16 protein-coding genes are annotated in these 14,610 nt (G+C 70.5%); 6 read left to right on the top strand and 10 right to left on the bottom strand.

Translation table 11 applies throughout. The features are described 5' to 3' along the window. Positions 1 to 42: 42 nt before the first annotated feature. Entirely contained in the window at positions 43 to 510 is a 468-nt protein-coding gene (locus BLR68_RS06275; protein WP_018187694.1) for a DUF4188 domain-containing protein, read from the top strand. Between the two features lie 114 nt (positions 511 to 624). On the opposite strand, the gene BLR68_RS06270 is transcribed toward BLR68_RS06275, so the two are convergent. Together BLR68_RS06270 and BLR68_RS06265 are read right to left on the bottom strand one after the other, a co-directional pair. After that, positions 625 to 2,136: an MATE family efflux transporter gene (locus BLR68_RS06270; RefSeq protein WP_018187695.1), complete on the bottom strand. Its 1,512-nt coding sequence runs from the start codon at positions 2,134 to 2,136 to the stop codon at positions 625 to 627. Positions 2,137 to 2,272: 136 nt separating this feature from the next. Next, positions 2,273 to 3,103 (bottom strand): aldo/keto reductase, encoded by an 831-nt coding sequence (locus BLR68_RS06265; RefSeq protein WP_018187696.1) that lies wholly within the window; start codon positions 3,101 to 3,103, stop codon positions 2,273 to 2,275. Positions 3,104 to 3,231: 128 nt separating this feature from the next. On the opposite strand from BLR68_RS06265, the gene BLR68_RS06260 reads away from it, so the two are divergent. The 3 genes from BLR68_RS06260 (at position 3,232) to BLR68_RS06250 (ending at position 5,093) form a co-directional block, all read left to right on the top strand. Then, positions 3,232 to 3,477, top strand: a complete 246-nt coding sequence (locus BLR68_RS06260) for a hypothetical protein (protein WP_018187697.1) — start codon at positions 3,232 to 3,234, stop codon at positions 3,475 to 3,477. Next, complete coding sequence (locus BLR68_RS06255; RefSeq protein ID WP_018187698.1) at positions 3,474 to 4,412, top strand: SRPBCC family protein; 939 nt, start codon at positions 3,474 to 3,476, stop codon at positions 4,410 to 4,412. Before BLR68_RS06260 ends, BLR68_RS06255 begins: the two co-directional genes overlap by 4 nt. Positions 4,413 to 4,511: 99 nt before the next feature. Beyond that, a complete protein-coding gene (locus BLR68_RS06250; RefSeq protein ID WP_018187699.1) occupies positions 4,512 to 5,093 on the top strand; it encodes an RNA polymerase sigma factor in 582 nt (193 codons plus the stop codon). A gap of 139 nt (positions 5,094 to 5,232) precedes the next feature. Here the strand turns inward: BLR68_RS06250 and BLR68_RS06245 are convergent, their stop codons facing one another. From BLR68_RS06245 to BLR68_RS06225, 5 genes are all read right to left on the bottom strand, one after another. Beyond that, entirely contained in the window at positions 5,233 to 6,885 is a 1,653-nt protein-coding gene (locus BLR68_RS06245; protein ID WP_018187700.1) for an FAD-binding dehydrogenase, read from the bottom strand. A 52-nt stretch (positions 6,886 to 6,937) separates the two neighbouring features. Then, positions 6,938 to 7,195 carry a hypothetical protein gene (locus BLR68_RS06240; protein WP_143015728.1) on the bottom strand — a complete coding sequence of 86 codons (258 nt, stop codon included), beginning with the start codon at positions 7,193 to 7,195 and terminating at the stop codon, positions 6,938 to 6,940. Positions 7,196 to 7,323: 128 nt separating this feature from the next. Continuing rightward, the gene (locus BLR68_RS06235) at positions 7,324 to 8,184 is read right to left on the bottom strand and encodes an SDR family oxidoreductase (RefSeq protein WP_018187702.1); all 861 of its coding nucleotides are present in this window, start codon (positions 8,182 to 8,184) and stop codon (positions 7,324 to 7,326) included. Continuing rightward, positions 8,181 to 8,960: a thioesterase family protein gene (locus BLR68_RS06230; RefSeq protein ID WP_018187703.1), complete on the bottom strand. Its 780-nt coding sequence runs from the start codon at positions 8,958 to 8,960 to the stop codon at positions 8,181 to 8,183. The genes BLR68_RS06235 and BLR68_RS06230 overlap by 4 nt, the downstream gene beginning before the upstream one ends. Before the next feature lie 41 nt (positions 8,961 to 9,001). Then, a complete protein-coding gene (locus tag BLR68_RS06225) occupies positions 9,002 to 10,009 on the bottom strand; it encodes an SDR family oxidoreductase (protein WP_018187704.1) in 1,008 nt (335 codons plus the stop codon). A 201-nt stretch (positions 10,010 to 10,210) separates the two neighbouring features. Here BLR68_RS06225 and BLR68_RS06220 point away from each other — a divergent pair, with 201 nt between their 5' ends. Then, positions 10,211 to 10,453 carry a hypothetical protein gene (locus BLR68_RS06220; protein ID WP_018187705.1) on the top strand — a complete coding sequence of 81 codons (243 nt, stop codon included), beginning with the start codon at positions 10,211 to 10,213 and terminating at the stop codon, positions 10,451 to 10,453. Positions 10,454 to 10,456: 3 nt separating this feature from the next. Here the strand turns inward: BLR68_RS06220 and BLR68_RS06215 are convergent, their stop codons facing one another. Beyond that, complete coding sequence (locus BLR68_RS06215; RefSeq protein ID WP_018187706.1) at positions 10,457 to 11,014, bottom strand: NUDIX domain-containing protein; 558 nt, start codon at positions 11,012 to 11,014, stop codon at positions 10,457 to 10,459. A gap of 186 nt (positions 11,015 to 11,200) precedes the next feature. Here BLR68_RS06215 and BLR68_RS06210 point away from each other — a divergent pair, with 186 nt between their 5' ends. Further along, complete coding sequence (locus tag BLR68_RS06210) at positions 11,201 to 12,523, top strand: HNH endonuclease signature motif containing protein (protein ID WP_018187707.1); 1,323 nt, start codon at positions 11,201 to 11,203, stop codon at positions 12,521 to 12,523. A gap of 147 nt (positions 12,524 to 12,670) precedes the next feature. Here BLR68_RS06210 and BLR68_RS06205 read toward each other — a convergent pair whose 3' ends face one another. Then, positions 12,671 to 13,921 carry an FAD-binding protein gene (locus tag BLR68_RS06205; RefSeq protein WP_018187708.1) on the bottom strand — a complete coding sequence of 417 codons (1,251 nt, stop codon included), beginning with the start codon at positions 13,919 to 13,921 and terminating at the stop codon, positions 12,671 to 12,673. A gap of 39 nt (positions 13,922 to 13,960) precedes the next feature. Then, positions 13,961 to 14,530, bottom strand: coding sequence for a M15 family metallopeptidase (locus BLR68_RS06200; RefSeq protein WP_256335330.1), 570 nt, complete (start codon positions 14,528 to 14,530; stop codon positions 13,961 to 13,963). Positions 14,531 to 14,610: the final 80 nt, after the last annotated feature.

Here is a 14,610-nt window from a genome sequence, read left to right as displayed (position 1 = left end):
CGCTATCCATTCTAGATAGCGACACTATCGAAAGGCGTCGACATGGCCCGCATGACCCACTCGTACGACGGCGAACTCGTCGTCTTCCACATCGGTATGACGATCAAGAAGTGGTGGCGTCCCGACGTGTGGATGCCGGTGTCCGCCAGCATGCCGAAGATGCTCGGCGAGCTGTTCAGCGACCCCGAGTCAGGCCTGCTCGGTTCGACGATGCTCCTCGGACGCCGCGGGCCGTACCTCGTGCAGTACTGGTCGTCGCTTGAGAAGCTCTACGCCTACGCGTCGGCGCCCGAGCAGGCGCACCGCCCCGCGTGGACGAGCTTCAACCGCAACGCGCGGAAGCACCCGGGCGCGATCGGCGTGTGGCACGAGACCTACCGGGTCGCGGCCGCGGAGTCGATCTACGTCGACACTCCCCCGATGGGCCTGGGGGCCGCGACCGGACTGGTCGAGATCGGCCGCCGCCACGACCGCGCACGGGCGCGTCTGGAGGACGGCGCGACCTCCTGACGCGCGGGCGGCGGCGTGGGGCCCGATCGAGGTCCCGATCGAGCCGGCAACGTCGAGCGGATTCCCGGCCGGAGTGGGACCTCGGCGCCGACACCCGCGCGAGGCGCCGCGGGGTCAGCGCTTGCGCGAGAGCCGACGCGGCGCGCGGGGGCGGCGCCGGAGCGCCTGACGCATACGGGACGGATGCTGCGGCAGCGGCACCGGCTGCGTGACGACCGTCTCGACCGTCATGGATCCGTCGACCGGTCCGATGACCGCGATCGGGGTCGTCGGGGTGATCGTCATGGGCGCCATCGGCATGGTCGCGAGCATCTTGTGCGCGCGGATGTACGACGGGATGAGGATGACGGCGGCCGAGATCCAGGCGAGCGGGTTCGACCACGCGACGCCGATGAAGCCGAACAGCGACCCGAGCAGGATCGCCGCGGCCGCGCGCGCGATGAGCTCCACGACGCCCGTGACCGTCGGGATGACAGCGTTGCCGAGCCCCTGCAGCGCACCGCGCGTGACGAACAGCACGCCGAGCGCCGTGTAGCTCAGGCCGTTGATGACGAGCATCGAGACGGCCAGGTGGACGACCTCGTCCGCGCCGTCGCCGACGAAGATCCGGACGATGGGACCGCCGAAGGAGATCAGCAGGATGCCGAGGGCCACCGCCGTGCCGAGCGCGATCCACGTCGCCTGCACGACGCCCCGGCGGATGCGGTCGGGGCGACCGGCGCCGTAGTTCTGCGCGACGTACATCGAGACGGCGAGCGACATGGACTGCAGGAGGGCGACGGCGAGACCGTCGACGCGGGATGCCGCGGTGTAGGCGGCGATCGCCTCGCCGCCTAGTGTGTTGAGCGCGACCTGCACGGTGAGCGCACCGATCGCGATGATCGACGCCTGGAACCCCATGGGGAGGCCGAGGCGCAGGTGCGCGACGATGTCGGCGCGGGTGATGCGCCAGTCCTCGCGGCGCAGGTGCAGTTCGGGGATGCGGCGGCGCACGAATTCGAGGCACAGGAGCACCGACGTCGCCTGCGCGATCACCGTCGCGAGGGCCGCTCCGGCGACGCCCATGCCGAGCCAGGCGATGGCGGCGATGACGAGCACGACGTTCAGCCCGCACGAGACGATGAGGAAGATGAGGGGCGTCCGCGAGTCGCCGATGGCCCGGATGACGGCGGAGAGGAAGTTGAAGAACATCAGCGCACCGGCGCCGAGGAAGCTGATCTGGGTGAACACCGTCGCGTCGGCGAGGAGTTCGCGCGGAGTCTGCAGCGCGACGAGTGCCGGCTCGGCGATCAGGGGGGCCCCGACGGTCAGGATGATCGTCGTGATGCCGCTGAGGAACGCGCCGGTCGCGACCGAGCGGCGGACGCCCGCGGCATCCATCGCTCCGTAGGCCTGCGCGGTCGGGATGGCGAAACCCGAGGTCAGTCCCCACGCGAAGCCGAGCAGGAGGAAGAGCAGACTCCCGGTGGCGCCGACGGCGGCGAGCGCGTCGACGCCGAGCAGCCGACCCACGACGATCGTGTCGGCGAAGTGATACATCTGCTGCACCACGTTGCCGATCATGAGCGGCAGGGTGAACAGGAGGATGACGCGCCAGGGGCGGCCCGTCGTCAAAGAGGTGGCCATGCGGGCTTTCGGGGCTTCGGGGGATTTCGAATCGATTCGAGGACGATCGATTGTACCGAGCCCACCCTGGGAGCCGAAAGGGGGGTCGCACAAGAAAAGGGCGCCGATTCCTCGGCGCCCTCCCCTCGTGGATGGATCAGAAGGTGGCGGTGTCCGGGTCGGCACCGACACGCTGGCCGCGGTCGAGCGCGTTGATACCGGCGACCTCGTCAGCGCTCAGCTCGAAGCCGAACACGTCGAAGTTCGTCGCGATGCGCTCGGGCGTCGAGGACTTGGGGAAGACGATGAGGCCCTCCTGCAGGTGCCAGCGGATGACGACCTGAGCCGGGCTCACACCGTGGGCCTCGGCGGCATCCGCCACGGCCTTCTCGCCGAACAGGTCGTACTTGCCCTGCCCGAGGGGGCCCCACGACTCGGTGTGGATGCCCTTGGGCTCCTGGAACGCGCGGAGCTCGCGCTGCGCGAACGCCGGGTGCAGCTCGATCTGGTTGACGGCCGGCACGGTGTCGGTCTCGTCGAACAGTCGCTGCAGGTGCGGCTGATGGAAGTTCGAGACGCCGATCGAGCGCGTCAGACCCTCGGACCGGAAGGTCTCGAACTGCTGCCAGGTCTCGACGTAACGGTTCTTGTCGGGACGCGGCCAGTGGATCAGGTACAGGTCGACGTGGTCGAGTCCGAGCTTCTGCAGGCTCGCCTCGATCGCCGGGCGGGGGGTGTCGGTGCCCTGCTCGGAGTTCCACAGCTTCGTGGTGATGAACAGCTCGTCGCGGGGGATGCCGGAGGCCGCGATCGCGCGGCCGACGCCCTCTTCGTTTCCGTAGACAGCTGCGGTGTCGATGTGGCGGTAGCCGGCTTCGAGGGCGACGCTGACGATGCGCTCGGCCTCGGCCGGGTCGACCTGGAAGACGCCGAAGCCCAGCTGGGGGATGGTGTGTCCGTCGTTGAGTGTGATGGTGGGAACGGTCATGGGTGTCACTTTTCCACCGCAGGATGAGCGATCCCTATGCCTTGACGAATCGCCGCGGATGCGGCATCGGTGTCCGTGTCGAGCAACGAAGGTTGACAACTCGTCGCTCTGTCAACCAAGGTTGCTTCATGGACACTCCCAGCGCGATCGAGGTCGCGAGCGACACGACGGACCCCCGCGCGGGACTCCGCGCCGTCGCATCGCTCCGCATCCTCGCCGACACTCTCGAACTCCGGCAGGTCGAGGCCGCCCTGCGCGGCGGCATGTCGTGGCAGGGCATCGCCGATGCGCTCGGCGTCACCCGCCAGGCCGTGCACAAGAAGTATGCGAAGCGGATCGATCCGACCATCGAGGTCCCCCGGAGGAGAGCATGAGCAAGATGACCACGGCGTTGGGGAACGCGCATCGCCTCACGCGCTACGCGATGGAAGAGGCATCCCGCACCGGCCGCACCGAACTCGGCGTCGAGCACCTGTTCCTCGCCCTCACCCTCGACGAGGCGGATGCCGGTCAGGTCCTGCGAGCGGCGGGGGCGACGATCACGACCGTCCGCGAGGCCGTCGCCGCGGAGGAAGCCGCACACCTCGCCGCGCTCGGCGCAGCGGGGGCGGCCCTCTCGCCCGGCCCCATCGCGGTCGGACCCTCGGCCGGATGGGCGTGGTCTCCGGTGGCCGAGCGGGTGCTGACCTCACCGGGAGACGGGACGAGCTCCGGCATCCTCCGCCGACTCCTCGACGAGCCGAGCGGTGCGATCGAGGCCCTGCTGCGCCGACTGGGCCTGACGGCGGACGATCTGCGTGCGCGGCTCGATGCCGCCGGCGCGCTGCCGCCGGCGACGACGGTGCGGCGGCGGCATCCGCTCGCCCGGTCTGCCGCGTCGTTCGTCGCCGCACCCGTCCACGAGACCTGGGCGCTCGTGTCCGACCCCGAGCGAGTGCCGGAGTGGGAGGAGTCGGTCGGGCACGTGAGCGAGGCACCCGACGGCGGATGGGCCGGAGCGCCTCGCGACGACGTCGAAGCGAAGCCGGCGTTCCGTCACCTGTCCATCTCGCGGACGATGGATGCCGAGGCGCACCTCGTGACCTGGACGTTCCGCTACCCCGACGCACCGAAGGCGAACGCGCGACGCATCGGCCTGCGTCTGGAACCCGCCGCCGGCGGGACGACGGTGCACATCGACTACTCCTGGGAGCGCACCTACTCCCGTCGACGGAGCGCGTTCGGCTGGGTGATGGCACCGCTCTACCGCGTGGTCCTCGCGATGCAGGTGGCGCGCCTGATGGCGACGCTCGGTGCAGCGGTGCGCTGACGACACGTGAAGCGATTCACATGAATGGAATCTCCTAGCACTCTCCCGAGCGTGCGGCAAGCGCTCGTTGCGGGGGTCGCGGAAGCGCACCATTCAGTCATGTCCGAAACACCCGCGTCCGCGACGGATGCCGCGCTGGCGCGACTCATCGCCCGGTCGGCATCCGGCGACGTCGCCTCTTTCACGCGTCTCTACGACGCGACATCCGCGGCGGCGTTCGCCGTCGCGGTGCGCGTGACCGATGACCGACATCTCGCCGAGCAGGTGCTGCAGAGCGCCTTCGTGTCGGTGTGGAACGAGTCGCGACGATACTCGGCGCGCCGGACGTCCCCGCGCACCTGGATCCTGGCCATCGTTCACCGGCACGCCGTCGAGAGCCTGCGCGACGCGCGGCCCGCCGGCGCCGAGGCGCACACCCCGGATCGCACCGCGGCCAATCACCGGGCCCTTCGGAAGCTCCCCGACGAGCAGGAACAGGTCGTCTCGCTCTCCTACTTCGGCGGCCACAGCCAGCCCGAGATCGCCGAGATGACGGGCACTCCCCTGGCCACGGTGAAGGCCCGCACCCGCAGCGCGCTCGACCAGCTCCGCGAGGCGGCGCGCCCCCTCGCCGAGTCGATCGTGCTCCCTTTGACCGGCTCCACCCCGATCCAGCCGCCGCAGACCGGCGCCGTCGCCTAGGACGCCGCTCGCCTGTCACAGAGTGCGGCTCCGCGCGGCGTGTTGCGACAGGGGAACGATCGGGCGAGGCCAGGACGCCGCTCGCCTGTCACAGAGTGCGGCTCCGCGTGGCGTGTTGCGACAGGGGAACGCGCGCGGATCAGACGGCGGCGGCCATCGCGCGGCCGGCGGCGCGTCCCGAGAAGATGCAGCCGCCGAGGAAGGTGCCCTCGAGCGCACGGTACCCGTGCACGCCGCCCCCGCCGAAGCCGCTCGCCTCGCCCGCGGCGTACAGGCCCGGGATCGGCTCACCCGAAGCGGCGAGCGCACGGCCGGACAGGTCGGTCTCGATGCCGCCGAGACTCTTGCGCGTGATGACGTGCAGCTTCACCGCGATGAGCGGTCCGTTCTTCGGGTCGGCGATCGGGCCCGGCGTCGCGACGCGCAGCAGTTTGTCGCCGCGGTAGCGTCGCGCCTGCCGGACCGCGGTGACCTGCGCGTCCTTCGTGAACGGATTCGTCATCTCGCGGTCGCGGGCCTCGAGTTCGAGGCGCACACGATCGATGTCGAGCAGAGCGGATGCCGCCCGCATCCGCTCGAGCAACTGCGGAACCGTGTCGGCGACGATGAAGTCCGCGCCGCGCTCCTTGAACGCCTCGACGGGTGCCGTCGCCCGGTCACCCTTCAGCCGCTGCGCGAGGAGTCGCACATCCTTCCCGGTGAGGTCGGGGTTCTGCTCGCTGCCCGACAGCGCGAACTCCTTCTTCAGGATCGCCTGGTTGAGCACGAACCAGCTGTGGTCGTGGCCTCCACGCACGATGTGTTCGAGCGTGCCGATCGTGTCGAAGCCCGGGAACAGCGGGGTGGGCAGGCGGTGACCGGTGGCATCCAGCCACAGCGACGAGGGACCCGGCAGGATGCGGATGCCGTGGCGCGGCCACACCGGGCTGTGGTTCTGGATGCCCTCGACGTAGTGCCACATGCGGTCGCCGTTGATGAGGTGGGCTCCGGCGGTCTCGGCGACCCCCAGCATCCGTCCGTCGACGTGCGCGGGAACGCCGGAGAGCATCGTCTCGGGCGCACGCCCCATCCGGGCGGGCCACTGCGCGCGGACCAGGTCGTGGTTGCCGCCGATGCCGCCGCTCGAGACGAGCACCGCGCCGGCGCGGAACGAGAACTCGCCCGTCTCGTCGCGGTTGCTCGGGGCGCCGCGCTCAGCGGTGTCGGGGGCGAGGACCGCGCCGCTCACGCCGACGACCGCGCCGCCCTCGACCTCGAGCCGGTCGACCCGGTGCCGGAAGGCGATGCGGGCGCGACCGGTTGCGACACCCGCGAGCACGCGGCGGACGAAGGGTTCGAGGACGCCGGGCCCGGTGCCCCACGTGATGTGGAACCGCGGCACGGAGTTGCCGTGCGCCGTCGCGCGATCGCCGCCGCGCTCGGCCCATCCGACGATGGGGAAGAAGCGGATGCCGCGCTCCCGCAGCCATGCCCGTTTCTCACCGGCGGCGAACTCGAGGTACGCCTCGGCCCACGCACGGGGCCAGCGGTCCTCGGGGCGGTCGAAGCCGGCGGAGCCGAACCAGTCCTGCCGGGCGAGCTCGAGCGAGTCCTTCACCCCGAGGCGCCGCTGCTCGGGCGAATCGACGAGGAACAGGCCGCCGAACGACCACCACGCCTGCCCGCCGAAGCTCGCCTCGGGCTCCTGCTCGACGATGAGGACACGCTTGCCGGCGTCGAGGAGCTCGGAGGCGGCGACCAGCCCCGCGAGTCCCGCTCCGACGACGATCGCGTCCGCGGCATCCGTTGTCATGCGTGCGTCTCCTCCGCCGCACCCATCGTCGGCGACGGGTGCTGAAGAGACTCTAAGCCGCCGGGTCGCCGCGGCGGCGGACCGCGATGACGGCGGTCACCAGCACGATGACGATGACGGCGATAAGCCAGGGCCACACGCTCGTCGGGAGACCTGCGAGCGACTGCGTGTACGACTCGCAGAACGACTCTTCCGGGACGATCGAGTCCGCGCAGCGTCCGACGCCGATGACCGGGGCGAGGACGATCGTCGCGAGGATCAGCGCGACGACACCCCACAGCATCGCGCGCCCCGGCGACCCCGCTCTCATGGGCCGATCCCACCACATCGGCCGTGCTCGCACCAGGTCTCGGTGACGAATGCACGACCCGAGGTGCGGGTGATGCCTGCGCCGCCCGGCGAGGTGACTCCTGCACCAGGCGTCGTGCGGATGTCGCCTTACAGGCTGAAGCCGCCGTCGCTGGTGAGCACCTGCCCGACGATCCAGGCGCCCTCGGTGGTCGACAGCCAGCCGATGAGCGCGGCGGGATCGGTCGGAACGCCGACCCGGCCGAACGGCGTCGATCCGAGCCACTCCTCGAGCGCGGAGGTGTCGCGGTCGGCGGTGTCGGGGTCCATGTAGCCCGTGTTGACGGGGCCCGGGTTGACGGTGTTCAGGACGATCCCGAGTTCGAGCAGTTCCGCCGCGACCGTGCGGGTGATGCCCGCGAGCGCCGCCTTGCTCGTCGCGTACGCGACCTCGCCGCGCATCGCGCCGTGGCCTTGCCCCGAGGTCATCCAGAACACGCGACCGGTCGGCGCGGCGTACGGTTTCGCGCCCTCGATCGCGTCGCCCGGACGCCGCTGACCCGACTGCGGCGGCGCCAGACGGCGGGCGAACTCGGCGGTGAGCAGCAGCGTCGAGCGGGTGTTCGTCTCCCAGAACGCGTCGAGCCGGTCGGCGGTCATGTCGAGGATGCTGCCGTCGTCGCCGCTCTTGGCGTGGTTGCACACGAGGATGTCGAGGCGCCCGGTGAGCGCGGATGCGGCGTCGATGAGACCGGGGACCGTATCGGCATCCGTCAGATCCGCCTCAACGTCGCCGAAGCTCGCGTCGCCGACGAGGGAAGAGCGGATGCCGCCGCGCACCGCATCGAGGTCGTCCCCGCCCCACGGCTGATCGAGGTCGTGCGGCCGCCAGTGCTGCACGAAGACGCTCGCGCCGAGCTCGGCGAGGCGGGAGGCGACCGCGAAGCCGATGCCGCGACGGCGCGAGACGCCCGTGACGAGGGCGTTCTTTCCTGCGAGGGGGAGGGTCATCGGTGCGGCCTCACGGTGAGGGATTGGACGACGGAGCCGACGACACCGCGTTCGTCGTGGAGGACCGTATGGGTCATACCGAGGCCGGTCGCGCCGAAGGTGACCGTGGTGTCGAAACCGATCCAGCCGTCCTCGGGCTGCCGCACGAGGTGCAGGGTGAGGTCGAGGTTCGGGAAGGCGACGTCGCGGGGGTCGGCGCGTGGGGTGACACCGTTGGCGATGTCGATGAGCGAGACGAGGCGCGCGGTCGTCGATACGGCCTCGCCCTCGAGGAGCGGCACGGCGGGGAGGATCCACGTCCACGCGCGACCGGGGGCCTCCTGCCGGCGGCGCACCTCCCCCACCGTGGCGATGAACTCACCGGGCCAGGCCGACGAGGGGTCGACGCGCTCGATCGCGTCGCGCGGCGGCATCGCGGGGTGCGCGGATCCGGCGAGCGCGTCGGTGTCGCGCGTGTGCATCAGCCAGGCGCGTGCGCTCAGGGCCGGCCGGCCCGCCTGCGCGAGGGTCGCCTCGACGAGCTCGATGCTCCGCCCCGGGCGCAGGACCCGGCAGGTCACCTCGACCTCGTCGATCGGGATCACCCCGAGGATGTCCACCGACAGCCGCGAGAGCTGCATCGGCTGCGGGCTGCGCGCCGCGTGATCGACCTCGATCGCGTGGGCGAGCAGGCCGATCGGCGGGGCGACGTGCTGCTCGGTGACGTTCCAGGCTCCGCCGGTGAATGTCGTCGGCTGGAATCTGGTGACGTCGGTTCGTTCGAAATAGGCGGGCACGAGTACGGATGCTACCCGGGGCCTGCGCGGCCCGGGAGGACTCAGCGCCGCAGCAGCTTCACGACCCCGGCGAGTGCCGCGACGACGGCGACGGATGCCGCGGAGTACAGCTCGGGCCGGTGCCGCAGCGCGCGGGTCTGGATGCTCTCGCCGCGCGCCCGGTCGTCGAATGCGCCGTGGGCTCCGTGATCGCCGGGAACCGGTTCGTACAGGTTCGGCGGTGTCGTCGACGAGCCCTTGTCGTCGGCGAACTGGCCCTCCCAGGCGTTCTTGGCGAGGTACCAGTCCATGAAACGGCCCGCGACGCGGGTGCCGAGGACGAGTCCGACGGTCGACTCCCCCACCCAGGTGCGGCGGCGGGGCTTGTCGGCGACGTCGCCGACGGCGCGCGCTCCGACCTCGGGCTGATAGATCGGCGGGACCGGCTGCGGGTGCTTCGAGAAGGGCGACTTCACCCAGCCGAACTGGGTCGTGTTCAGCGCGGGCATGTCGACGATCGAGACGGCGACGGCGCTGTTCTCGTGGGTCAGTTCCGAGACGACCGAGTCGGTGAACCCGTGGACGGCGTGCTTCGAGCCGCAGTAGGCCGCCTGGAGCGGGATGCCGCGGTGGGCGAGAGCCGACCCGATCTGGATGATGTGCCCGCGGTCGCGCACACGCATCCGTCGGAGCGCGGAACGGGTGCCGTTGACCGTGCCGAGGTAGGTGACCTGCGTCGCCCGCTCGTAGTCCTCGGGGGTGGTGTCGAGGAAGGGGGCGATCGATCCCGTCATGACGTTGTTGACCCACAGGTCGATCTCACCGAGCTCCGCTTCGACCTCGGATGCGGCGGCGTCGAGCGCGGCGTGGTCGGCGACGTCTACCGAGATGCCGTGGGCGCGGCGTCCCTTCGCACGGACCTCGGTGGTGGCGGCATCCACCCCGTCACGGCCGCGGGCGAGGACGGCGACATCCCAGCCGCGGTCGGCGAGCTCGCGGACGATCGAGCGGCCGAGTCCTGCACTGCCGCCGGTGACGACGGCGACGCCTCGGGATGTGGTGCTGCTCACGGCGACTCCTCCTGCGGGAGCCCGACCGGGCAGATCCACCCAAGGAGTCGAGCTTCGACCGCTTCGGCCATCCTTCGGCCTTGGCCGGGTACGAGGTATGCGGTTGCCAGGGGTGCGGCGATGGGGTACGGAGCGCAAGCGCATCGTGCGTAGGAGCGCAACCCCGGATTGCGGTGTCTGCCGGCGGGCTACCGTCCCGGCATGAAGAGCTCAGAGATCCGATGGAACGACGAAGCACGCGGCAAGATCCTCGACGACGCCGACCGCGTCCTACGGGAGGCCGTCGTGGACCTCGCGCGATCCGGCGAGATGACCTCGGACGAGGCCTTCGCGGCGCTGACCGGCAAGCTGAAGGACAAGTTCATCGACTGGGAGCCGGGTCCGGACCTGCGCACCTACGCCGACGCCATCGCGAACGGCGACGTCGAGACGGGCGAGGCCTGACGCTCAGCCGACGAGCGGCGCGGCGACTGGGTAGTCGGCCATCGCAACGGGTTCCCAGGCGTCGAGGATCTCGTCGAGGATGAACCGTCCGGCCTCGCGCCACATCTCCACGATGTCCTCGTCGGGGATGCGGTCGAGTTCGCTGCGCGTGACCAAGCGGATGTCCGTGGACTCACCGGCATCCGGAGCGCCCACCGGCTCCTCGTCGGTGACGAGGGCGTAGAGCAGATCGGTGTGGAAGTGCGCCGGTTCGGCTGAAGTGCAGGCGGTGGACGACATGACGGGGACCGGGTGGGCCGCAGCATCCGTCACCTGCCTCATCCGGACGCGCGGCTGGAGGACGCGCACCTGCGACGGGTGGTAGCCGGACTCCTCGACGAGCTCGCGCAGCACCGCGGCCCAGGGTGTCTCGTCGCGCTCGATATGTCCGCCGAACATCATGAGCTTCTGCGCCTTGAGGTGCAGGTGGTAGGTCAGGCGCGCTTCCGGGCCGTCGGTGCGCACGATGAAGAAGCTGACCGTCGCGTCGTGGTCGCCGGGGCGGGTGCGGAGGTGGGGCATGGGTCCTCTGGGAGCGCTTGTGGGGTGGTTTCAGGATGCCGCAAAGGCAGGGGTCTGCGTCGACGAGGTGCTCGGTACCGCGACGCCTCCGAGGATGAACGATCTCTCATCTGCAAGGTGTCGCCGGAGCGCGGATTCCGGCGGTTTTCGGGTCTCGATGTCGGAGGTTGGTGCAAGAGTGCAGGTATGACGGAAGCGATGGAAACCCCCGGTGGCGATGCGTATCTCGCCGCCATATCGGGGATCGTTGCGGACGTCGAGGATGTTGCCGTTGAGCTTGCTCGCGCGCAGATCCGCGAGCTTCGAGTACTCGCCGCCGCGGGCCGGTTGGCGGAGGAACAGGGCGCGCACCCGAACGCGAAAGTCACCCTGCACGACATGGTGCTGCGGTCCATTTCAGCCGAGATCGGCGGGGCGATGCGGACCACCGACCGGACCGTGCAACGCCGGATCGGCGAAGCCCGGGTGACGATCGAAGGGTTCCCGGCCGCGGTGGCGGCCTGGGAGGCCGGGCGGATCGTCCGCGGGCACGTGAAAGCGATCGTCGACGCTGGGGTGAACCTGCCCGCAGAGTTGTGGGCTGAGTTCGAGAAGGTCGCGATCGAACGCTGCAAAGGTGAGACGCCGAACCGGGTTCGAGGTGAGCTCGAGATCCTCGCCCACCGAATGCACCCCCGGACCTTCGCGGAACGACACGAGGAAGCTGCCGCGGGGCGGTGCGTCCGGTTGATCCCCGGGCGGGACGGAATGTCGGACCTGATCGCCACCCTCCCAACCGTGATCACGGAAGGGATCCACGACCGGCTCACCCAGCAGGCGCGGGCGATCATCGATACCCGGGCGGAGCGCGCCGGCGCCGAGAAGGCCGACGTTGTGGCGACCGACGCCCGATCGACGGACCAGGTCCGGGCTGATGTGTTCGCCGACCTGCTCCTCGCCGGCACGCCGACGCTCGACGACACCCGCGACACCACCGCCGGACCGCTCGGTGCGATCCGGGCACGCGTGCAGATTCTGGTTCCTGCCGCGACTCTCACAGGTACTGATGACGGACCGTGCGACCTTGCGGGCCGTTCCCCCATCGATCCCGCAACCGCCCGCACACTCGCCGGCGCGACGCACGTGTGGGAGCGCCTGTTTCACGACCCCACCACCGGAGTCACCGTCGCCACCGACTCGTACCGTGTCCCGTCCGGGATGCGCAGGTTTCTGCAAGCCCGGGATCAGCATTGCCGGTTCCCCGGATGCCGGGTCGCCGCCATCCGCTGCGAGGTCGACCACACCCACGACCACGCCCTCGGCGGGCGGACGGAACTCTCGAACCTCGCTCATCTGTGCCAGAGACATCATTCGATGAAGCAGTTCACCGCCTGGCGGGTCCGACAACTCCAGGGTGGTGTCCTCGAATGGACCTCACCCCTCGGCAGGATCTACCGCGAAGACGCACCCACCCCGGCCGTCGCCTTCACCCCTGCCGCAGCCTCACCCGGAGACCCGGCACCCTTCTGACGGACGCCGATCCGTGCGATCCACGCGATCCACGACCACGAACGCGCGACCACGAGCCGCGCGCCACGAGCCGCGCGCCGAACCACGAGGCCGGCCCTCGCGGACGCACGGGCCGCGCTCAGCGCACGCAGGAGCGCCCCGCCCGCCCTACAGTCCGACCGCGCGGAGGTAGTCGTTCACGAACGCACCGCGAGGATCCAGCGCCCGCTGCAGCTGGACGAACTCCGCCCACCGCGGGTACAGCTCCGCGGGATCGCGCGGGGTGAAGACCTTGCCCCAGTGCGGCCGGGCACCGAAGGGCGCCAGCGCGGCCTCGAGCTCGGGCAGCACCTCGGCCACCCCGGCCTCGTCGTCGGTCCAGGTGAAGTGGAACGCGACCGAGTCTCGGCCCGAGCTGGGCGAGAGCCACAGGTCGTCGCCGGCGATCGTGCGCACCTCGCACACCTGAAGGACGGGCTTCAGCCGATCCGCCAGCTCTCGCACCGCGTCGAACGCGGCCACCGCGTCGGCGAACGGCAACAGGAACTCCGACTGCAGTTCCTCGCCGTTCGACGGCGTGAACTCCAGCTTGAAGTGCGGCAGACGGTCGAGCCAGCGCCCCGCCTTCCCGCCCTGCACGGTGCACGACGCGGCAGAGACACCGGGGAGCGGATGCCGGGCGCCCGACGCCTCGCGATCGCGCAGCGCCGCGGGGATCGGGGTCGCCGCGGCATCCGTCCGCTCCTTGCGCCACACCTGGTCGACGTACATGTCCTCTCGGAACGTCGTGAAGAACGAGACGCTGTACGCCGAACCGGCGATGACGTCGAAGTTCTTGCGGACCGCTTCAAGCGGCACATTCTCGTAGACCGTCTGCGCGATCTCGTACGACGGCTCGATCGCGAGTTCGACGGTCGTCACGATCCCGAGGGCGCCGAGACCGACGACGGCCCCCGCGAGCGCGTCGTCGCGTTCGGTCAGCTGAACCAGCTCGCCTGTCGAAGTGACCAGCTCGAGACCCGTCACCGCCGCGGCGAGCGAGTGGTTGCCCACGCCCGACCCGTGCGTGCCCGTGCTGACGGCGCCGGCGACCGAGATGTGCGGCAGCGACGCCAGGTTCGCGAGCGCCCACCCCTGCCGGTCGAGCTCCTGCGCCAGCTCGCCGTAGCGAACGCCGCCGCCGACGCGCACCCGCTTCTGCGCGGCATCCACTCGGATCGGAAGGTCGAGCTCAGCCGTCGACACCAGCGTCCCCGCCGTGTCGGCGATGCGCGTGAACGAGTGACGCGAGCCCAGCGCCTTCACCGAATCGGATGCGGCGACCACCTCGCGCAGTTCGTCGACCGTCCGCGGCGCGACGAACCGCTCAGCCGAGTAGCGGATGTTCCGGGACCAGTTCTCGCCTGCGCCGTCGCTCATGCGAGCCAGCCTACGGCTGCGCGCGCGACCCGGATCGGATCATCCCGCCATCCGCGGATCCTCGGTCGGATCGAGGTACTGGTCCGGGCATCCGACCATCGACGCATCGGGGCGGAGCTCGAAGTGCCAGGGTTCGTTGACGTACGTCCGGCACAGGCCGAACTCGGCCCCGTGAAGATCGAGCCAGTAGGCGCCGTCGAACGGGCCCACGTCCACGGCGTCGCCCGACACGTGCGCCGACGTCTCGGGAGTCGCCACCCAGCGCGACGCCTCGTCGAGCGACCCGTACGTCGACACGGCATCGCGCAGCAGACGTTCCTGCATCTCCGGCGAGCGCCACCCGCTGTTGATCCGGAGTGTGATGTTCTCGCCCGCCGCCCGGTCGGATGCCGCGGTCAGGGCAGCGCGCAGGTCGCCATCGAGCCGGGCGACGGCAGGAACGTCCGTGTCGTAGACGGTCGTGTCGTCGGGGACCTCCCCCTGGTCGATCGGCGAGAGGACGGGACGGATGCCGGGGCTTCCGCCCGACCCCGCGGCGGCGCATCCCGCCGTCCCGACGACGACGGCAAGCACGAACACGAGCGGAGCAAGAAGGGCCATGGATCTCATGCCCCCATCCCACGGGTCGCGGTGTTGCGAGGGCGTACGCGGAAATCGATACGCCGGCGATACGGCCGGCTTCGTACGAT

Origin of the sequence: Microbacterium sp. 77mftsu3.1 (assembly GCF_900100525.1) — a bacterium.
Lineage (GTDB): Bacteria > Actinomycetota > Actinomycetes > Actinomycetales > Microbacteriaceae > Microbacterium > Microbacterium aquilitoris.
The sequence above is the reverse complement of the archived record's forward strand: the minus strand, read 5'-3'. Positions and strand labels throughout refer to the sequence as shown.